The 20,598-nt window shown below is 63.5% G+C and carries 17 protein-coding genes; 8 read left to right on the top strand and 9 right to left on the bottom strand.

Annotated features, from left to right (window positions below):
- Nucleotides 1–27: 27 nt before the first annotated feature.
- Entirely contained in the window at nt 28–1,467 is a 1,440-nt protein-coding gene (gene purB / locus B5E56_RS08715; protein WP_087389383.1) for an adenylosuccinate lyase, read from the bottom strand.
- Between the two features lie 151 nt (nt 1,468–1,618).
- On the opposite strand from purB, the gene pap reads away from it, so the two are divergent.
- The 3 genes from pap (at nt 1,619) to B5E56_RS08730 (ending at nt 5,919) form a co-directional block, all read left to right on the top strand.
- Nucleotides 1,619–3,097 carry a polyphosphate:AMP phosphotransferase gene (pap, locus tag B5E56_RS08720; protein WP_087389384.1) on the top strand — a complete coding sequence of 493 codons (1,479 nt, stop codon included), beginning with the start codon at nt 1,619–1,621 and terminating at the stop codon, nt 3,095–3,097.
- Between the two features lie 114 nt (nt 3,098–3,211).
- Nucleotides 3,212–3,589 (top strand): BlaI/MecI/CopY family transcriptional regulator, encoded by a 378-nt coding sequence (locus B5E56_RS08725; RefSeq protein ID WP_087389385.1) that lies wholly within the window; start codon nt 3,212–3,214, stop codon nt 3,587–3,589.
- Nucleotides 3,586–5,919: a M56 family metallopeptidase gene (locus B5E56_RS08730; RefSeq protein ID WP_087389386.1), complete on the top strand. Its 2,334-nt coding sequence runs from the start codon at nt 3,586–3,588 to the stop codon at nt 5,917–5,919. Before B5E56_RS08725 ends, B5E56_RS08730 begins: the two co-directional genes overlap by 4 nt.
- Before the next feature lie 205 nt (nt 5,920–6,124).
- On the opposite strand, the gene B5E56_RS08735 is transcribed toward B5E56_RS08730, so the two are convergent.
- Both B5E56_RS08735 and fba read right to left on the bottom strand, forming a co-directional pair.
- Complete coding sequence (locus B5E56_RS08735; RefSeq protein WP_087389387.1) at nt 6,125–6,643, bottom strand: amidase domain-containing protein; 519 nt, start codon at nt 6,641–6,643, stop codon at nt 6,125–6,127.
- Between the two features lie 99 nt (nt 6,644–6,742).
- On the bottom strand, nt 6,743–7,708 hold the full coding sequence (gene fba / locus B5E56_RS08740; RefSeq protein WP_087389440.1) for a class II fructose-1,6-bisphosphate aldolase: 966 nt from the start codon (nt 7,706–7,708) through the stop codon (nt 6,743–6,745).
- A 132-nt stretch (nt 7,709–7,840) separates the two neighbouring features.
- Here fba and B5E56_RS08745 point away from each other — a divergent pair, with 132 nt between their 5' ends.
- Nucleotides 7,841–9,082 carry a 6-phosphofructokinase gene (locus tag B5E56_RS08745; RefSeq protein WP_087389388.1) on the top strand — a complete coding sequence of 414 codons (1,242 nt, stop codon included), beginning with the start codon at nt 7,841–7,843 and terminating at the stop codon, nt 9,080–9,082.
- Between the two features lie 96 nt (nt 9,083–9,178).
- Here B5E56_RS08745 and leuB read toward each other — a convergent pair whose 3' ends face one another.
- The 3 genes from leuB to leuC all read right to left on the bottom strand — a co-directional run bounded on the left by leuB (nt 9,179) and on the right by leuC (nt 12,146).
- A complete protein-coding gene (gene leuB, locus B5E56_RS08750; protein WP_087187951.1) occupies nt 9,179–10,255 on the bottom strand; it encodes a 3-isopropylmalate dehydrogenase in 1,077 nt (358 codons plus the stop codon).
- Nucleotides 10,252–10,737 (bottom strand): 3-isopropylmalate dehydratase small subunit, encoded by a 486-nt coding sequence (locus B5E56_RS08755; RefSeq protein WP_087187950.1) that lies wholly within the window; start codon nt 10,735–10,737, stop codon nt 10,252–10,254. Before B5E56_RS08755 ends, leuB begins: the two co-directional genes overlap by 4 nt.
- A 149-nt stretch (nt 10,738–10,886) precedes the next feature.
- Nucleotides 10,887–12,146, bottom strand: coding sequence for a 3-isopropylmalate dehydratase large subunit (leuC, locus tag B5E56_RS08760; RefSeq protein WP_087389389.1), 1,260 nt, complete (start codon nt 12,144–12,146; stop codon nt 10,887–10,889).
- Nucleotides 12,147–12,272: 126 nt separating this feature from the next.
- Here leuC and B5E56_RS08765 point away from each other — a divergent pair, with 126 nt between their 5' ends.
- The 4 genes from B5E56_RS08765 to B5E56_RS08780 all read left to right on the top strand — a co-directional run bounded on the left by B5E56_RS08765 (nt 12,273) and on the right by B5E56_RS08780 (nt 16,543).
- A complete protein-coding gene (locus B5E56_RS08765) occupies nt 12,273–12,890 on the top strand; it encodes a Crp/Fnr family transcriptional regulator (protein ID WP_087187948.1) in 618 nt (205 codons plus the stop codon).
- A gap of 103 nt (nt 12,891–12,993) precedes the next feature.
- A complete protein-coding gene (locus B5E56_RS08770) occupies nt 12,994–13,791 on the top strand; it encodes an FAD binding domain-containing protein (protein ID WP_087268646.1) in 798 nt (265 codons plus the stop codon).
- Complete coding sequence (locus tag B5E56_RS08775; protein ID WP_087268644.1) at nt 13,788–14,261, top strand: (2Fe-2S)-binding protein; 474 nt, start codon at nt 13,788–13,790, stop codon at nt 14,259–14,261. The genes B5E56_RS08770 and B5E56_RS08775 overlap by 4 nt, the downstream gene beginning before the upstream one ends.
- Before the next feature lie 2 nt (nt 14,262–14,263).
- Nucleotides 14,264–16,543 (top strand): xanthine dehydrogenase family protein molybdopterin-binding subunit, encoded by a 2,280-nt coding sequence (locus B5E56_RS08780; RefSeq protein ID WP_087389441.1) that lies wholly within the window; start codon nt 14,264–14,266, stop codon nt 16,541–16,543.
- A gap of 59 nt (nt 16,544–16,602) precedes the next feature.
- On the opposite strand, the gene B5E56_RS08785 is transcribed toward B5E56_RS08780, so the two are convergent.
- From B5E56_RS08785 to B5E56_RS08795, 3 genes are all read right to left on the bottom strand, one after another.
- Nucleotides 16,603–17,109, bottom strand: coding sequence for a hypothetical protein (locus B5E56_RS08785; protein ID WP_087389390.1), 507 nt, complete (start codon nt 17,107–17,109; stop codon nt 16,603–16,605).
- 100 nt (nt 17,110–17,209) lie between these two features.
- Entirely contained in the window at nt 17,210–18,688 is a 1,479-nt protein-coding gene (gene spoIVA, locus B5E56_RS08790) for a stage IV sporulation protein A (RefSeq protein ID WP_087268638.1), read from the bottom strand.
- A 144-nt stretch (nt 18,689–18,832) separates the two neighbouring features.
- Nucleotides 18,833–20,542, bottom strand: coding sequence for a C69 family dipeptidase (locus tag B5E56_RS08795; protein WP_087389391.1), 1,710 nt, complete (start codon nt 20,540–20,542; stop codon nt 18,833–18,835).
- Nucleotides 20,543–20,598: the final 56 nt, after the last annotated feature.

Genomic DNA, 20,598 nt, shown 5'->3' on the forward strand with positions numbered 1-20,598 from the left:
CTCCTTAAATTCCCGTTTGGTCCCTGTTTATACCTTCAATTCCGCGGTCTTGCCCTCCAGGGCGTGGGGATAGCGCTCCAGCGCCGGCTCCACCTCTTCCTTGAGGAACTCCTCCACCTGCTCCGGGCAGCGGCCGATGTAGCGGCTGGGCTCCAGATGGGCGGTGAGCTCCTCCCGGCTGAGCATGGAGAAGGCCGGATCGGCAGCAATGAGGTCGATCAGGTTGTTGGACAGGCCCAGGTCCTTCACGTTGGCGCCGGCCTGCTGGCTGAGGACGCGGATACGCTCGTGGAGGTCCTGCCGGTTGCCGCCCTTCTTGACGGCGTCCATCATAATGTTCTCGCTGGCCATGAAGGGCAGCTCCTCCAGCACGTGCTTCTCGATGACTTTCTCATGGACCACCAGGCCGTCGGCCACGTTGGCCCAGATGTTGAGGATGGCGTCCACCGCCAGGAAGGCCTCGGGCACGCTGAGGCGCTTGTTGGCGGAGTCGTCCAGGGTGCGCTCGAACCACTGGCTGGCGGCGGTAACAGCGGGGTTGACCGCGTCGGCCATCACGTACCGGGCCAGGGCGCAGATACGCTCGCAGCGCATGGGGTTGCGCTTGTAGGGCATGGCGGAGGAACCGATCTGGTTCTTCTCAAAGGGCTCCTCCACCTCCTTCAGGTGGCAGAGCAGCCGCAGGTCGGTGGCGAACTTGCTGGCGGACTGGGCGATGCCGGACAGGGTGGAAACCACCTGATAGTCCACCTTCCGGGAGTAGGTCTGGCCGGACACGGCGGCGGTGGCCTCAAAGCCCATCTCGGCGGCGATCTTGCGGTCCAGCTCACGGCACTTGGCGTGGTCGCCGTCGAAGAGCTCCAGGAAGGAGGCCTGGGTGCCGGTGGTGCCCTTGCAGCCCAGCAGCTTCAGGTTGGCGATGCGGTACTCCACGTCGGCCAGATCCAGCAGCAGCTCGTTCATCCACAGGGTGGCCCGCTTGCCCACGGTGACCAGCTGGGCGGGCTGGAAGTGGGTGAAGCCCAGGGTGGGCAGGGCCTTGTACTGCCGGGCAAACCTGGCCAGCTTGTCCAGCACCCGCACCAGCTCATCCCGGATCAGGCACAGGCCCTCCCGCATGAGGATCACGTCGGTGTTGTCGCCCACATAGCAGCTGGTGGCGCCCAGGTGGATGATGGGCATGGCCTTGGGGCAGGCCTCGCCGTAGGTGTGGACGTGGGCCATCACGTCGTGGCGCAGCTTCTTTTCGTACTGGGCGGCCTTGTCGTAGTCAATGTCGGTGAGGTGAGCCTCCAGTTCGGCCACCTGCTCCGCAGTCACCGGCAGGCCCAGCTCCATCTCGGCCCGGGCCAGGGCGACCCACAGCCGCCGCCAGGTGGAGAACTTCTTGTCCGGGGAGAAAATATACTGCATCTGGTCGCTGGCGTAGCGGGAAGAGAGGGGACTTTCATAACGGGCGTGATCCATGCAAAAAACCTCTTTTTCGTAAAATCGACTCTACATAGTATACTATAAAACCGCCGCCGCCACAAGAAAAACTTCCTGGGGCGGTAAGGCTTGTCAGCGGCGGTATTCGGGTGTAAACTGAGGACAAAACCACACGAAGGAGGCACAAGCCATGCTCAGTGACTTTGCGTTTCACACCGAGCGGCGGACCCAGGCCGAGTGCAAGGCCCTGCTGAAGGCCCGCAGGACCCAGCTGGCGGGCTTGCAGCAGCGGCTGCAGCAGGCGGGCCTGCCGGTGATCGTGCTGCTGGAGGGCTGGAGCGCCGCGGGCAAGGGCCGCACCATTCAGTCTTTGATCCGGGAGCTGGACCCCCGGTTCTTCAAGGTGATCAGCGTCAATTCCCCCACCGATACCGAGAAGCGCTGGCCCTTCCTCAAGCGCCACTTTGAGACCATCCCCGCCCAGGGCAAGGTGCTCTTTCTGGACACCGGCTGGATGGAGGAGACCGTCCAGGCCTACCTGCGGGGGGATCTGTCGGAGGAGGAGTACCAGGCCCGGCTGGAGAGCATCAACATCTTTGAGCGGCAGCTGGCTGCCGGGGGCTATCTGCTTATAAAACTCTTCCTCCACATCGACGCCCAGAGCCAGAAGGAGCGGCTGGACAACCTGGCCGCCGACAAGGACACCGCCTGGCGGTGTACCGAGGCCGACCGGCGGCAGAACAGGAACTACCAGAAGCACCTGGCGGTCTTTGACGGTTACCTGGCGGCCACCGACAAGCCCTGGGCCCCCTGGAAGATCATCGACAGCACCCAGGCCGTCCAGGCCAACCTGGCGGCGGCGGACTGGCTCCACGACCAGATCTGCGCCGCTCTGGAGGCCCGGCCCGTCCCCGTCCACCCCTCCTATCAGTGGCCTCTGGCCCCCACCCTGCCCCTGGCCCAGGTGGACCTGGACAAGGCGCTGGAGGAGAAGGACTACCGCAAGCAGCTGAAAAAGTGCCGCAAGAAGCTGGCCGCCCTCCACAACGAGCTCTACCGGAAGAAGGTGCCGGTGGTGGTGGTGTATGAGGGCTGGGACGCCGCCGGCAAGGGGGGCAACATCAAGCGGCTGGCCTCCGCCCTGGACCCCCGGGGGTATGAGGTCCTCCCCATCGCCGCCCCCACCAAGGACGAGCTGGCCCGCCACTACCTGTGGCGGTTCTGGACCCGGCTGCCCAAGACGGGCCATATCGCCATCTTTGACCGCAGCTGGTACGGCCGGGTGATGGTGGAGCGGCTGGAGGGCTTCTGCACCACCGACGACTGGCAGCGGGCCTTTGACGAGATCAACGAGTTCGAGCAGGAACTGGTGAACTCCGGCATGGTGGTCATCAAGTTCTGGGTGCAGATCAACAAGGACACTCAGCTGGAGCGGTTCAATGAGCGGCAGGCCGACCCGGCCAAGCAGTGGAAGATCACCGAGGAGGACTGGCGCAACCGGGACAAGTGGGACGCCTACGAGGTGGCGGTGAACGAGATGCTCCAGCGCACCAGCACCGCCTTTGCCCCCTGGCACATCCTGGAGTCGGTGGACAAGAAATACGCCCGCATCAAGGCCATGAAGATCGTCATTGAGGCCCTGGAGCGGGCTCTGGAGCAGCCTTCATAAGGGCGGGGTTTATCCCCGCCCTCTTTTTTGTACTTATGGTTGACAACTGTCTACCTTTGTGCTATGCTCCAATTAGAAGAGGTAGACAACTGTACACCAATGGAGGGATGCCCTATGAAGATCCACCTGTCCGACGGCGAATGGAAGCTGATGGACCGCCTGTGGGAGGACGGTCCGGCCACCATCACCCAGCTGACCCGCGCCCTGGAGGGGGAGACCGGCTGGTCCAAGCACACCATCATTACCATGCTCTCCCGGCTGGAGGCCAAGGGGGCGGTGACCCACCATGCGGAGGGCCGTGCCAAGGAGTATACCCCCCTGCTCCCCCGCCAGCAGGCGGAGGAGACCGCCACCCGGCACTTTCTGGACAAGGTATACGGCGGCAGCCTGGGGCTGATGATGAGCGCCCTGGTGGACAGCCGGGCGCTGACCCAGGAGGACATTGACCAGCTCTCCGCCATTCTGGAGCAGGCAAAGGAGGAGTCGTCATGAAAGAAGTGATCCTCACCGCGTCGGTGCTGATTTTAGCCCTGATCCTCTTCCGGTTTCTCTTCCGCACCGCCATCCCCCGCCGGGTACAGTACGCCCTGTGGGCGCTGGTGCTGGTGCGGCTGCTGGTGCCGGTACAGCTGCCAGCCCTGCCCGTTGTTTCGGTGCTGGATGTGAGCCAGCAGGCCGGGCAGCAGCTCACCGCCGTTCTGGAGCGTCCGGTGGAGGTCCCCACCCAACCGGCCGCCGAACCGATTCCGGACAACACCCAGACCCAGGTGATCCAGAACATCCCCAACACCGCAGAGACCAGTACCGCACTCCCCGCCTCCACCCTCTCCCTGGCCCAGGTGCTGGATGTGGTGTGGAAGGTGGGCATGGTAACCATGGCCGCCTTCTTCCTGATTGCCAACCTGCGGTTCCGGCTGAGGCTGAAAAAGAGCCGGGTCCCCTTCCCGGCGGAGGGCTGTCCCCTGCCGGTGTATCTCAGCGACCGGCTCTCCTCCCCCTGTCTGGTGGGGCTGGCGCGGCCCGCCATCTATCTGACCCCCGCCGCCGTCCAGTCGGACCGTCTGGACTATGTGCTCCTCCATGAGCGCACCCACGCCAAACATCTGGACCCCCTGTGGGCTCTGCTGCGGTGTGTGTGCCTCACCATCTACTGGTTCCACCCCCTGGTGTGGGCGGCGGCCCTTCTGTCCCGCACCGACTGTGAGCTGGCCTGCGACGAGGGAGCCATGGCGGAGCTGGACCACAGCGGGCGGCTAGCCTATGGCCGCACCCTGCTGGCCCTGGTGCCGGTGCGGGGCAGGCCGACCAATCCCCTGCTGGCCGCCACCACCATGACCTCCGGCAAGCGGCAGCTGAAGGACCGCATCACCCGCATCGCCCACCAAAAGCGCCCCATCCTGGCCGCTGTGCTGGCGGCGGTGGTGCTGGCAGGTCTGGCGGCTGCCTGTACCTTCTCGGGACCCCGGACCGCTGTATATGAGGATGGGATCTTCACCCTGTCCCTTTCCGACCTGTCCCCCTACTCCGCCCCCGCCGTGCCCCAAAATCCCACCATCGAGCAGTTCTTCGACCTGGACTCCTATGGTGAGGGCGGCGAAACCCCACCCTGGACCATGCGGGAGGGTCCCAGAAGCGAAAACGCCGGCGCCATGCTCTTCCTACAGCGCAAGCAGTCCGGCAGCATGGATGGGCTGCAGGAGACCTACCAGCTGTTTTACTACCTGGACCTGATGGGCACCGACGGTTTCATCACCTCCTACCCCGGCGTGCCGTCGGAGCGGCAGGATGAATGGTTCTACGACCTGTTTGCCGTGGACGAGGAAGGAAACCGGTCCCTGCTGGCGGAGACCTACGGCAGCGCCGGCGGTCAGCTGCTGACCCAGGACCTGAACGGGGACGGGAAGGAGGAGCTGATCACCGACCGGCAGCTCCTCCTCCAGTGGGAGGATACCCTCTACGCCGTGAACTACGCCGACCTGCTGGCCCAGCGCTGGCCCGCCTTCCGCACTCTGGAGGGGGCCAGACTGTCCGCCAGAGGCAGCTGCATCCTGCTTTCCGGCACGATGGAGGATGAAACCGGCACCACCACCTCTTTCCTGCGCACCCTCACCTTCAGCGGTGACACCCTCACGGTGGACCAGCCTGCCGCCGGGAACGGGGAGCCTGTCGCCGTTCCCCTGGAGGAGCTGACGGTGTATGAGGAGCTCAGCGACCCCCAGCCCGAGCCCTGGAGGGAGTCCACCCGGTTCGGTCGCAATTTCGACGACCAGTTCTACTTCGGCATCTACACCCTGGAGGACGGCACCTGCGTCCCCCGGATCACCCTGGAGAATGATGACGTGGTGCCCTCCTTTGACCGTCTCCCCCTGGGGGTTGTGTCCGGCAACCGGTGGCTGGACGACTTCCCCGCCCTGCTGGGCTACCAGGGCCTGCTGGCGGGCTGGAGCAATGACTCCAAGGAGGTCAACTGGACCATCGACCTGTACCGGTGGAACCAGGAGGAAGGTCTGGTCCGCTTCCTGCGGGCAGAGAGTACCCTCCGGGGAAATGTCCGCATCCTGGACCTGAACGGGGACGGAGACTGTGAGCTGATCACCGACAAGCAGCTCTTCTTCCGCCGGGACGGGACCATCTACACCGTCACCTATGCGGACTTTTTAAAGGAGCACTGGCCCGCCTTCCGCAGTCTGGACACCGCCGCCGCCGATCCTTTGGAGGGCTGCGTGGTGCTGGCGGGCACCTGCCAGGACGAAAGCGGCAGTACCATTTCCTTCTTCCGGCGGCTCTATCTGGAGGACTCCGGTCTGACCCTGGGGAATTGACCCAACGAGAAAGGGCCTGTTGCAAAATAGCTGTTTTGCACAAACCTGTCATTGCGAGCCAGTGCGCACACTGGCGTGGCAATCCGTTTCCCCGGCAAAAGGGGCGGATTCCCACGAAAAACGGCCGCCCGGTGGGCGGCCGTTTTTCTCGGAATGACGGGTCTTTGTACGAGCTGCACATTTTGCAACAGACCCCTTTCCGTCTTTACGAAACTCCCCCGGTCTCCCGCAAGCCGCCCAGGATATGGAGGTACCGGACGGCCCGGAAGGCGTAATTCCCCAGGGGCTTCCGGTCCACGTCGTAGGAGTGGGCGGCCACCAGGGTATTGCGCAGGGTGGGCCGTGCCCCCACCTGGACCACCACGGCGGTATGGGTGAATACCTCCCCCTGGGGGCTGAGCTGGACGATATCCCCCGGCAGCAGCAGGTCAAGACCGGTCTCCACGGCGTAGGGGCCGGGGCGCGCCTGGGTCTGGGTCAGGTAGCGGTAGAGAAACTCCACTCCGGTCCAGGCCGGGGCCTTGTTGTTGGCGTCCAGGTAATACCATCCGTATTCCGGGGTATAGTCCATCACCCCGATGCCGGCGTACAGGCACTGGGAGGCGAAGCTGGTGCAGTCGCCCCCCACCTCCTCATAGTCGTAGTAGGCCGGGTTGCGGCCAAAGGCCCAGCGGTGGGCGTAGCGCACGGCGGCACGGCGGTCGTATGGAACAGGCTCCCACATAACAGTTCTCTCCCTTCCCGCTATTCTATGCGGCAGCGGGTCAGGGTGCAAAAAAAGGAGAGGGTCTCCCCTCTCCTTTTCTGTGGTGATTTTGTTGGATCAGGCCTTGCCGTCGCAGCCCAGAACGTAAACCAGCTTGTGCTTCACCAGCTCCTTGATGGCGGCACGGGCGGGCTTCAGGTACTCACGGGGGTCGAACTTGTCGGGATGATCGTTGAAGAACTTGCGGATGGTGCCGGTCATGGCCAGACGCAGGTCGGAGTCGATGTTGATCTTACACACAGCGCCCCGGGCGGCCTGACGCAGCTGCTCCTCGGGGATACCCACGGCGTCGGGCATCTTGCCGCCGTTCTCGTTGATCATCTTCACGAATTCCTGAGGCACGGAAGAGGAGCCATGGAGCACGATGGGGAAGCCGGGCAGACGCTTCACGACCTCGTCCAGGATGTCGAAGCGCAGGGGCGGGGGAACCAGCTCGCCCTTCTCATTGCGGGTGCACTGAGCGGCGGTGAACTTGTAGGCGCCGTGGCTGGTGCCGATGGCGATGGCCAGGGAGTCACAGTTGGTCTTGGAGACAAACTCCTCCACCTCTTCGGGACGGGTATAGTGGGAGTCGGCGGCGGACACGTTGACCTCGTCCTCCACGCCGGCCAGAGCGCCCAGCTCGGCCTCGACGACGACGCCGTGATCGTGGGCGTACTCAACCACCTTCTTGGTGATCTCGATGTTCTCAGCGAAGGGCTTGGAGGAGGCGTCGATCATGACGGAGGTAAAGCCGCCGTCGATGCAGCTCTTGCAGGTCTCGAAGCTGTCGCCGTGGTCCAGATGCAGGCAGATGGGCAGGCCGGTCTCAATGATGGCGGCCTCCACCAGCTTCACCAGGTAGGTGTGGTTGGCGTAGGCCCGGGCGCCCTTGGACACCTGGAGGATCAGGGGGGCGTTGACCTCCTTGGCAGCCTCGGTGATGCCCTGGACAATCTCCATGTTATTGACATTGAAGGCGCCGATGGCGTAACCGCCGTTGTAGGCCTTCTGGAACATTTCCTTAGTAGTTACGAGAGGCATATCAGTCATCTCCTTTTTTTGATGCACCATGATTTTAGCAGGTCTCCTTGATAATTTCAAGAGGACGTGATATGATATTCCCGCAAAATCAAAATTTGTAAAAATTTATTCAACCAACAGGAGGCAACTTTCATGAGTGAACTGAGAGGCGCTTGTATTATCGGCCAGTCCGGCGGTCCTACCGCCGTCATCAACGCCAGTGCTCTGGGCGTGATCCGCACCGCCCTGGACACCGACTGCATCACCCGGGTGCTGGGCGCCGCCCACGGCATCAAGGGCGTGCTGGACGATAAGCTGTATGATATGGGCCAGGAGGACGCCGCCGAGCTGGATCTGCTCAAGTACACCCCCTCCTCCGCTCTGGGCTCCTGCCGCTATAAACTGGCCGACCCCGACAAGGACGATACCGATTATAAGCGTATCCTTGAGATCTTCAAGAAGTACGACGTGCGCTACTTCTTCTATAACGGCGGCAACGACTCCATGGACACCTGCAACAAGATCTCCAAGTATATGCAGAAGGTGGGCTATGAGTGCCGCATCATGGGCGTGCCCAAGACCATCGACAACGACCTGAACGGCACCGACCACTGCCCCGGCTTCGCTTCCGCCGCCAAGTATATCGCCACCTCCTGCGCCGAAGTGTGGCAGGACGCCCACGTCTATGACACCGGCATGGTCACCGTCATCGAGATCATGGGCCGTCACGCCGGCTGGCTGGCCGGCTCCGCCGCTCTGGCTTCCGTGGCCGGCTGCGGCCCCGACCTGGTCTACCTGCCCGAGGTGGACTTCGACATGGATCAGTTCGTCAAGGACGTGACCGACATCTACAACAAGACCGGCAAGTGCATGGTGGCCGTGTCCGAGGGCATCCACTATGCCGACGGCCGCTTCGTGTCCGAGGCTGAGACCTCCGCCACCGACGGCTTCGGCCACGCTCAGCTGGGCGGCCTGGCTGTCAAGCTGGCCGACATTATCAAAAACAAGACCGGCGCCAAGGTCCGCGGCATCGAGCTGTCCCTGCTGCAGCGCTGCGGCTCTCACGTGGGCTCCAAGACCGACATCGACGAGGCCTTCCTGGCCGGTAAGACCGCCGTGGAGGCTGCTGTGGCCGGCACCACCGACAAGATGGTGGCCTTCCAGTGCACCCGCGACGGCGGCTACAAGTGCGAGACCGTGCTGCAGCCCCTGGACATCGTGGCCAACTTCGAGAAGAAGGTGCCCCGCGAGTGGATCAACGAGGCCGGCAACGGCGTGAAGCAGGAATTCATCGACTACGTCCTGCCCCTCATCCAGGGCGAGGCCAACGGCCCCAAGGAGCACTCCCTGCCCCGCTTTGCCCGCCTGAAGAAGGTCCTGACCGTCGATATGTAATCCAAACTCTGAAAAGGAGCCGTTCCCACGAAGGGAACGGCTCCTTTTTATATATAGTAGAAGAGGCGGCAGTGCCGCCTCTTCCCTATGTTATCTTCAGATCTTGGCGCAGATGAGATCGCCCATCTGCTTGGTGCCGATGGGGGTGACCCCGGGCTCGGCGATGTCGGCGGTGCGCCAGCCCTCGGCCAGCACAGCGTCCACGGCAGCCTCCACCGCGTCGGCCTCGGCGGCCAGGTGGAAGGAGTAGCGGAACATCATGGCCACCGACAGGATAGTGGCGATGGGGTTGGCCTTGTCCTGGCCCGCGATGTCGGGGGCGGAGCCGTGGATGGGCTCGTACAGGCCGGGAGCGGTGTCGCCGATGGAGGCGGAGGGCAGCAGGCCGATGGAGCCGGTGACCATGCTTGCCTCGTCGGACAGGATGTCGCCGAACATATTCTCGGTGACCACCACGTCAAACTGGCCGGGATCACGGACCAGCTGCATGGCGCAGTTGTCCACCAGCACGTCCTCGTACTGAACGTCGGAATACTCCTCCGCCAGACGGTGCATGACAGAGCGCCACAGGCGGGAGGTTTCCAGCACGTTGGCCTTGTCCACGGAGGACACCTTCTTCCGGCGGAGGCGGGCCAGCTCAAAGGCACGGCGGCCGATGCGCTCGATCTCCTTCTCGGAATAGGCCATCCGGTCAGCGCACTCCACGCCCCGGTCGGGGGTGTCATACTTCTCCCGCTGGCCGAAGTAGATGCCGCCGGTGAGCTCACGGACCATCATCAGGTCGATGCCCTTCTCGGCAGTCTCCTTCTTCAGGGGGCAGGCGTCGGCCATGGCGGGCCGCAGGGCGGCGGGGCGCAGGTTGGCGTACAGGCCCAGATCCTTGCGGATGGCCAGCAGGGCGGTCTCAGGCCGCTGCTCGGCGGGCTTGTCGCTCCCCCACTTGGGGCCGCCCACCGCGCCCAGCAGCACGGCGTCGCAGGCCTTGCATTTCTCGGCGGTGCCGTCGGGGTAGCTCTTCCCCACCGCGTCGGTGGCGCAGCCGCCCAGCAGCACGTCCTCATAGGTAAAGCTGTGGCCGAACTTCTTGCCCACGGCCTCCAGCACCTTTACGGCCTCACCCACCACCTCGGGGCCGATGCCGTCGCCCCGGATCAAAGCGATTTTGTAATTCATTTGGCCACACCTCGCGCTTTCAGGGAGTTGAGCAGGCCGCCGGCCTGGATGATGTTGTCCACGAAGGCCGGGAAGGGCGCGGCCTGCCAGGTCTTGCCCTGGGTCTCGTCGGTGATGGTGCCGGTGGCAAAGTCCACGCTCACAGTGTCCCCCGCCTGGATGGCGGCGGCAGCCTCGGGGCTCTCCATGATGGGCAGACCGATGTTGATGGCGTTGCGGTAGAAGATGCGGGCGAAGGAGGGGGCGATGACGCACTTCACGCCGCAGGCCTTGATGGACAGGGGGGCGTGCTCCCGGGAGGAGCCGCAGCCGAAGTTGGCCCCGGCCACGATGATGTCGCCCTGCTCCACGGTGGAGGCGAAGTTGGCGTCAATGTCCTCCATGCAGTGGGAGGCCAGGGATTTTTCGTCGGGGGCGTTGAGGTACCGGGCGGGGATGATCACGTCGGTATCCACGTTGTCGCCGTACTTATATACTTTCAAGGATGTCACCCTTTCTTATTTGGTGCCTTGGGACCCGCCGCAGGCGGGACGCGCCAAGTGGCGCGTGCAAGCGTTTTGCACTGCAAAACCTTGCCGCAGGGGCAATTCACTTGCCCCGAGGAAGAAAAATATGGGGGCCCGAACGCTGTTTACAGCGTTCGGGGATCGGCGACCACGCCCGCCACCGCGGACGCGGCGGCCACGGCGGGGTTGGCCAGAATGATCTCGGAGGACACGGGGCCCATGCGGCCCACGAAGTTGCGGTTAGTGGTGGAGATGGCCCGCTCGTTGTCGGAGAGTACGCCCATGTGGCCGCCCAGGCAGGGACCGCAGGTGGGGGTGGACACGGCGCAGCCCGCCTCGATGAAGGTCTGGATCAGGCCCTCGGCCATGGCGTCCAGGGTGATCTGCTGGGTGGCGGGGATGACGATGCAGCGCACCCCGTCGGCCACCTTGCGGCCCTTGAGTACCGCCGCGGCCTGCCGCAGGTCGTCCAGGCGTCCGTTGGTGCAGGAGCCGATGACCACCTGGTCGATGTGGGTGCCCTCCACCTGGTCGATGGTGCGGGTGTTGGAGGGCAAATGGGGCAGGGCCACCGTGGGCTGGAGGGTGTTCAGATCAATGACGATCTCCCGCTCGTACTCGGCATCGGGGTCGGCCTCCACCGCCTCCCACTCACGGGTAACACGGCCCTTCAGGTAGGCCCGGGTCTTGTCGTCCACCGGGAAGATTCCGTTCTTGGCGCCCGCCTCAATGGCCATGTTGGCGATGGTGAAGCGGTCGTCCATGGACAGCTCCCCTACCCCTTCCCCGGCGAACTCCAGGGACTTGTACAGAGCGCCGTCCACGCCGATCATACCGATCAGGTGGAGGATCACGTCCTTGCCGGACACATAGGGCTGGAACTTGCCGGTGAGGGTGACCTTGATGGCGGCGGGCACCTTGAACCAGGCAAGGCCGGTGGCCATGCCGGCGGCCATATCGGTGGAGCCCACGCCGGTGGAGAACATACCCACCGCGCCGTAAGTACAGGTGTGGGAGTCGGCGCCAATCATGCACTCACCGGGGGCGGTGAGGCCCTTTTCCGGCAGCAGAGCGTGCTCCACACCCATGCAGCCCACGTCATAGAAGTGGGTGATGTCAAATTCCTTGGCAAATTCCCGGGCCTGGGCGCACAGCTGGGCGGACTTGATGTCCTTGCAGGGGGTGGAGTGGTCCAGCACCAGGGCGATCTTGTCTTGATCAAATACCTGAGTCAGTCCCGCCTTGCGGAACTCGGTGATGGCGACGGGCGCGGTGATGTCGTTGCCCAGCACCAGGTCCAGCTTGGCCTCCACCAGCTGGCCGGGTACCACCTGGTCCAGTCCGGCGTGGCGGGCCAGGATCTTTTGGGTCATGGTCATTCCCATACGAGGGCGCCTCCTTATTTCTTGTTGGTATCAGCATACCATACCCCCTTGCCAGAAGAATGTAAACCATGCTACAATCTTACCGTAAGGGCAGGGCTTGTCCCCGCCCGAAAGGAGGAAACCGCCATGCTGCGCAACATCTGGACGCCTCTGGCCGACGGCCAGCCCATTCTGCACAAGGAGCCGGGAGAGCTGATCTATCTCCAGGACACCCGGGCGGATTGCTTTTATTATATTGTATCGGGCACCGCCAAGTGCTTCATCAGTTCCCCCGAGGGCGAGGAGCGTATCCTCACCCTCCCCCATGCCGGCGAGCTGATGGGCGAGGCCGCCTTCTTTGACGGCCAGCCCCGGGTATCCTCCGCCATGGCGGTGACCAAATGCCAGCTGGTGGCGGTGGACCGGCAGCACCTAACCCAGGTCTTTGCCGCCCATCCCGATCTGGCCATCGCCATGCTGGAGGATCTGGCCCGCCGTGTGCGGATGCTGTCCGGCCATGTGGACGGGGACTTCCTCCAGGCGGACAAGCGCATCGCCCGCCACCTGCTGACCATCCTGCCCTGGCCGGAGGATACGGTGCGCTGCACCCATGAGGAGATTGGTGCCTCCGTGGGGGTGAGCCGGGTAACGGTAAGCCGGGTGCTGGGCGAGTTCGATAAAAAGGGCTGGATCAGGACGGGCTACAAGAGCCTGAAGCTGACAGACCGCCGGGGCCTGGAGGGCTTTTTGCAGGATGGAAACTGAACCTTGTATTTTTATGATTTCCCCTGTACATTTCTGGCAGAAGCCGGTATAATAAATTTTCTGTAAAACGCGAGAAAACCCGATTTATGGGGAGGAATTAGATTTGTTCACCATCAAGAGCTATGTGTTCCCCGAGAACCTGGCCGAAGCCGACGAGCTGCTCCAGCGGGACACCCGGACCAGCGTCATTCTGGGTGGCTGCTGCTGGCTGAAAATGGGCCGCCGCCGCATTGGCCGCGCCATTGACCTGACCCGGCTGGGCCTGGACCAGATCGAAGTGAAGGACGGCTATCTGGAGCTGGGGGCCTCGGTCACCCTCCATCAGTTGGAGACTCACCCCGCCGTCACCTCCCGCTTTGACGGCATTCTGGGGGACTGTGTATCCCACATCGTGGGGGTACCCTTCCGCAACTGCGCCACCGTGGGAGGCTCTGTGTTCTCCCGGTTCGGCTTCTCCGACCTGACCTGCGCCCTGCTGGCGCTGGACGCCACCGTGGTGCTCCATCGGGGCGGCGAGCTCCCCCTGGCGGAGTTCATGGCCTCCCCCATCGCCTTCAACGATATCCTGCTGAAGGTACGCATCAAGGACGACGGCCGCCGGGCCGCCTATCAGAGCGTCCGCCGCTCCACCACCGACTTCCCCACCCTGGCGGCGGCGGTGAGCTGCCGGGGCGGCCAGTGGACCGTGTCGGTGGGCGCCCGTCCCGCCCGGGCAGTGCGGTGCGAAAGTGCCGCCGCCTGCCTCAACGAGGGCAAGGGGGCCGCAGCCGCCGGACAGGCCGCCGCTGAGGAGCTGACCTACGGCACCGACCTGCGGGCGGGGGCCGACTACCGGAAGAAGCTGGCCGCTGTACTGGTGCGCCGGGCGGCAGAGCAGTGCATGGAGGAGAACAAGGGATGAAAGTCAAGATCACCGTCAACGGGATGCTGTATAACAAGCACATCCCCAACGATATGATGCTGCTGGAGTTTCTGCGCAAGTACGGCTACGTCAGCGTGAAGCGCGGCTGCGACACCAGCAACTGCGGCCTGTGTACCGTGTGGGTGGAGGGCAAGCCGGTGCTGTCCTGCTCCTACCCCGCCGCCCGGGCCGACGGCCTCCACGTCACCACCCTGGAGGGTGTGAAGGACGAGGCCGCCTCCTTCGGCCGATACATGACCGCCCAGGGCGCCGAGCAGTGCGGCTATTGCAGCCCCGGCTTCATCATGGCTGTGCTGGCCATGCGCCGGGAGCTCACCGACCCCACCGAGGAGGAAATCTCCAACTATCTGGCGGGCAACCTGTGCCGCTGCTCCGGCTACGCCGGTCAGACCCGGGCCCTGCGGGCCTGGCTCCACGACAAGCCCTGGGAGAAGGAGGGTCAGGCATGAATCTGAAATTCGTCAATCAGGCCATCCCCAAGCTGGACGGCGCCGCCCTCACCGGCGGCAAGGGCGTATACACCGAGGACATGGTGCCCCGTGACTGCCTGGTGGTCCAGGTGCTCCGCAGCCCCCACGCCCACGCTCGCATCAAGTCCATCCGCAAGGACGCCGCCAGCCGGGTGCCCGGCATTTCCTGCATCCTGACCTGGGAGGACGTGCCTCAGATCCGCTACACCCTGGCGGGCCAGTCCTACCCGGAGCCCTCCCCCTACGACCGCTACATTCTGGAGCGCACCGTCCGCTATGTGGGCGACCCGGTGGCCATCGTGGCGGGCCGGGACAAGGACTGCGTGGCCCGGGCCCTGCGCATGATCCAGGTGAAGTACGACATCCTGGACCCGGTGCTGGACTTTGAGAACGCCCTGGACAACCCCTCCGTGGTCCACCCGGAGGATGACTACTTCCACCACTTCGACATCGGCGGCGACCAGAAGCGCAACCTGGTGTCCAGCGGCTGCGACGCCGACGGCGACGTGGAGGCCGCCATGGCTTCCTGCGACGTGGTGGTGGACCACACCTACTACACCAAGGCCAACGCCCAGGCCATGATGGAGACCTTCCGCACCTATACCTATCTGGACCATAACCGGCGGCTCAACGTAGTCACCTCCACCCAGGTGCCCTTCCACTGCCGCCGCACCATCGCCCATGCTCTGGGCCTGCCCAAGAACATGGTGCGGGTGGTGAAGCCCCGCATCGGCGGCGGCTTCGGCGCCAAGCAGACCCTGGTCAGTGAGCTCTTCCCCGCCCTGGTCACTCTGCGCACCGGCAAGCCCGCCAAGATCGTGTACACCCGGAAAGAGTCCTTCCAGGCCTCCAACAGCCGCCACCAGATGCGGGTCCACGTCAAAGTGGGCGCCATGAAGGACGGCGCCATCAAGGCGGTGGATATGCACGCCCTGTCCAACGCCGGTGCGTACGGCGAGCACGCCTCCACCACCATCGGCCTGGTGGGCCACAAGAGCATCCCCCTCTACGCCCGGCAGGCTGCCTTCCGCTTCTCCTGGGACGTGGTGTATACCAACACCATGGCCGCCGGTGCCTTCCGCGGTTACGGCGCCACCCAGGGCTGCTTTGCCATGGAGTCCGCCATGAATGAGCTGGCGGAAAAGCTGAACATGGACCCGGCCCAGCTGCGGCTTATGAACCTGCCCCATGTGGGAGAAAACATGGCCGCCTACTACAACGAGCCCCTCACCAGCTGCAAGCTGCCCCAGTGCATTGAGCGGGGCATGGAGATGATCGGCTGGAAGGAGAAATACCCCTGCGTCAAGGTGGACGACCACCGTGTCCGGGGTGTGGGCATGGCGGTGACCATGCAGGGCTCCGGCATCTCCGCCATCGACACCGCGTCGGTGACCATCAAGCTCAACGACGACGGCTACTATACCCTGATGATCGGCGCCACCGACATGGGTACCGGCTGCGACACCATTCTGGCCCAGATGGCCGCCGAGATTCTCAACTGCCCCATGGACCGCATCACCGTGGACGGGGTGGATACCGACCACTCCCCCTTCGACACCGGCTCCTACGCCTCCAGCACCACCTACGTCACCGGCATGGCGGTGGTGAAGGCCTGTACCGAGCTCAACGAGAAGATCGCCGCCGAGGGCGCCCGCCGTCTGAACATCCACCCCGAGCGGGCGGAGTTTGATGGGGACAAGGTGTACGACCGCACCAATCCGGAGACCTCCATCACTCTGGACAAGCTGGCCCAGGACCTGGTGGTAGGCGAGGGCACCCAGTGGCTCACCGCCACCGCCAGCCACTGCAGCCCCACCTCTCCCCCACCCTTCATGGCAGGCTTTGCCGAGGTGGAAGTGGACCTGGAGACCGGCGAGACCAAGGTTGTGGACTATGTAGGCGTGGTGGACTGCGGCACCGTCATCAACAAGAACCTGGCCCGTGTCCAGGCCGAGGGCGGCATCGCTCAGGGCATCGGCATGGCCCTGCTGGAGGACATCAACTACGACCCCAAGGGCCAGATGGTCAACTCTACCTTCATGACCTACAAGATCCCCAGCCGCACCGACCTGCCGGAGATCCGGGTGGAGTTCCAGGAGAGCTACGAGCCCAACGGCCCCTTCGGCGCCAAATCCATCGGTGAGGTGGTCATCAACACCCCCTCCCCCGCCATCGCCCAGGCGGTATACAACGCCACCGGTGTGCGGGTGCGCTCTCTGCCCATCACCGCAGAGAAGATCCTCATGGGTATAGAGAACTGAACCAAAGACGCAAAAAACCGCTGCAATCCATAAAGATTGCAGCGGTTTTTCTCTTGTACTCAATGGACCGTGATGGACTGGGCAATGTCCTCGAAGTCGTCGTCATAGTCGCCGGAGACGCTGGTAAAGGTGATCACATCCGTAAAATCCTTGCCGAACAGATAATACTGGGTGCCCACCATCTCCACGCCGTTCATGCCGACGCCATAGGAGCACACGATGGCGTCGACGCCCCCCACCGTGGTTTTCTCAAAGGACCGCATTCCATTGTAAGCTTCAAAGGAAGAGGTATAGTAGCTGTCGATCATGCCGGCGTCGTAGTTGTCGATGCTGTCTGCTCCGCTTTTGAGGATGTTGATATTGTCGGTCCGCTCCGGGTAGCCGGGGCAGTAGATGATGGGGAAGGAACCGCTCTCGTCCACCTCATAGCCCTCCGGCAGTTCAATGGACACATGGTCGTAGGTGTAGACATTTCCTACAAGGCCGTCACCGCCGCCGGAGCAACCGGCCAGCGCCGCCAGGCACATCAGCATAGCCACTGCCACACACAGGGTACGTCTTTTCATTGGTATCTCTCCTTCTTCTCTTTCTGGGTCCTCTCCGGCTGTTATCATACAACATTTCCCAGTCCGAAGCAAGATGTACCGGCCATGCTCCCGCCTTTTCTTACAGGATGATGCAGATCAGCCCGCCGGAGCCCTCGTTGATGATGCGCTGGAGGGTCTCCTGCAGCTTGGACCGGGCGTCCTCCGGCATCCGCTTGAGCTTGGCGTTCAGATCCTCGCTGACCAGCTCGTGGAAGGACTTGCCGAAGATGTTGGACTGCCAGATGGCCTTGGTGTCCCCCTCGAACTCCTGAAGCAGGAAGTTGACCATCTCTTCGCTCTGCTTCTCGTTGCCCACAATGGGAGAGACCTCGGTCTCGATATCGGCCCGGATCATATGTATGGAGGGGGCCGAGGCTTTGAGGCGCACCCCGTACCGGCCGCCCTGGCGGACGATTTCAGGCTCCTCCAGCACCAGCTCGTCGGTGCCGGGCACCACGATGCCGTAGCCGGTGGCCTTCACCTCCTCCAGAGCGCCCGCCACCTTGTCGTACTCGGCCTTGATCCGGGACAGGCGGCTCAAAAGCTCCAGCAGGTCCCCATCGTCGTGGATGGTGAAGCCGGACTGCTGGGACAGGGTGTCGTAGAAGAGGCTGCGGGGCAGCTCCAGGTCGGCGGCGGCCAGACCGGTGCCCAGATTCATGGAGGTGACCTGGGCACGGCTCACCGTGTCGCACTCCCCCATGGCGGCCACCGTGCTCTCCACGTCCCGGATGCGGCGCATTCCCTTGGCGCTCTCCCGGATAGCGGCGTACAGTCCGTGTTTGATGGGGTGATCCCAGGGCAGGGCATCCACCCAGGGGGGCAGAAACAGGTCCAGCTCCTTCACCGGGAACTCGTACAGCACCCCCTTGATGATGCCGGTCACTGCCTCCTCCTCCAGCTCCAGGCAGTTGACGCACACACAGGTCACGTCGTACCGGGAGGCGATGTCCGCCCGGATGGCCTGAGCCCGCTCCGACCGGGGCTGGGCGGAGTTGAGCACCACCAGGAAGGGCTTGCCCAGCTCCTTCAGCTCGGTGATGACCCGCTCCTCCGCCTCCAGGTAGTCCTCCCGTGGAATGTCGGTAACGGTACCGTCGGTGGTGACCACGATGCCGATGGTGGAGTGCTCGGCAATGACCTTCCTGGTGCCGATCTCGGCGGCCTCCGTCATGGGGATGGGCTCCGGGAACCAGGGTGTGGTCACCATCCGGGGCACGTCGTCCTCCAGAGAGCCCACCGCCCCGGGCACCAGATAGCCCACGCAGTCGATGAGCCGCACCTTGAAGGTGGCCCCGCTGTCCATGGTGACCTCCACCGCCTCCTCGGGGACGAATTTGGGCTCGGCGGTCATAATGGTGCGGCCCGAGCCGCTCTGGGGCAGCTCATCCTTGGCCCGCTCCCGGCGGTAGACGTTCTCGATGCCCGGGATGACCATGGTCTCCATGAACCGCTTGATGAACGTGGATTTTCCAGTCCGCACCGGCCCCACCACGCCGATATAGATATCTCCCTCGGTCCGCAGGGCGATATCCTCATAGAGCTTGCGTTGTTCCACTGGCAATTCCTCCTTCGGCCATGTTAAGCCGGCGTTTTCTCTACATAGGTATGGGGATAAGCCGTGGAATATGCCTGGAGGCGAGTCCGCCGTACAGACAGCAAAAGAGCGCGCCGAAGCGCGCTCCTTTGCGGGAAAGCTGGATTACAGCTGGTTGGCGAAGTCCATGGGGACGTAGGTCAGGCCGTCCTTGGCGTAGCAGTAGTGGGTCAGCTCGATATCGTCGCCGCCCGCCACCTTGCAGGTGTAGCTCTCCAGGGTGAGGGTGTAGGTGGTGGTGCCCTTGGTGAGCGTGACGGTGCTGTCGGCGCCGTTCCAGGTGACGGTGTAACCCTTGGCCTCGGCCACCTCACGCACCGGCACATCGGCCAGGAAGGTGGTGGGGGTCTTGCCGGCGGCCAGGCCGGTGTTGTGCATCATGGTGGTGAGCAGCTTGGCGTACAGGTTGTCGGACAGGGTCATCTCATGTTCGGCCATGTCGATACCCAGCTGGGTCACATAGGCGTCGCCAGCGGCCCGGCTCTCCTGGTACTTGGCCATGACGATGGGGGCCTGCTCCAGCATGGTCTCGTACATCAGGCCCTCCTGCAGCTTCCAGAAGTCCTTCACGCCCTGGCCGTACAGGGTGCGGTCCTGCTCAGCGATGGTGCAAATGCGCTTAAACATCCAGAAGGCGCCGGCGGGATCGTAGGTGTCTCCGTCCACCTTGTAGGCGTCGGCGGTGTCGGTGATGCCGGAGAAGAAGGGAATGAACACGGAATGCTCAGCGTTGCCCAGGGCCAGCCAGTCAATGGAGGAGCAGTAGGCAGGCCAGTCGGGGAAGGTCTGGAGGATGTGGATCTGAGAGGAGCGCTCGGTGCCGATGACACGGTTCTCCTCCTGGCCGGGCAGGGTCACATCCAGGGGGGTGTCCTCATAGCGGCTGCGGTAGATGTCCATGACGGTGAGGACGCTCACCTTCTCATCGGGGCTGTAGAACAGCGGATAGAAGGTGTTGGTGTCGTACTCGCCCACCTGGGAAGGCGCCAGGATCTTCATGCCCATCCAGTTGCGCATATTGTTGTAGTCCTCGCGGGTGTTGTTGGTGACGCTCTTGGCCAGATGATAGAGGTCCCCCTCCTTCACCGCCAGACCCAGCTGGTCGATGAGCTCAAACAGGCCGTCGGAGTAGATGTAGCCGTCCTCGGGGGTGGCCTTGGGGTCCACCAGGCCGATCATGTTCTGGTTGCCAAAGACCGCCACCTTGTCGTCGGGCATCTTCATGGCGCAGTACTGATGGCCGCCGTAGATCTCCACGATCCAGGCTTCGTTCTGATCGGTGATCATGACGGTGTTGCCTTCCTCGGAGCCGTACTGGTCCACATAGCCCAGCAGCACGTCCACGGCTTCACGGGCGTTGGTGGACACGGCGGCCACGGAGGCGGCCAGAATGGCCTCACGCAGACCGGGCTCCACGAAGGGATCGGCCTTCTCCCAGGCCTCGCAGGTGGAGGTGGACACGGTGGCGGAAATGCTCACGCCGTACTCGTTGGTGCAGGAGCCGGGATACATTCCGTCGTCTCCCCGGGTATAATCGGGCACATAGGTGTACTTGTAGGTGGTGTCCGGCAGGGGGATCTTGAAGCCGGTGGCGGTGTCCTCGATGTAGCGGCCGGGCACGTTCTCCACCCGGGGCTGCACCATGAACATCTTATTGTAATCGCCCTGGCTCTGGTCCTCACTGCGGGCGATGATATAGGTCCCCTGGTCACTGACGTCCTTGCCCACATAGACGCCGGTACAGGCCAGCGCGCTGGTGCTCAGCAGCACAGTGCCCGCCAGCGCAGCAGACAGGATGCGAAAGGACTTTTTCATGGTCGTACACATCTCCTTCTTTTGTGATTCGAGTCCGGGGTCCCGCGAAAAAAACA

Source organism: Flavonifractor sp. An112 (assembly GCF_002161085.1).
Lineage (GTDB): Bacteria > Bacillota > Clostridia > Oscillospirales > Oscillospiraceae > Flavonifractor > Flavonifractor avicola.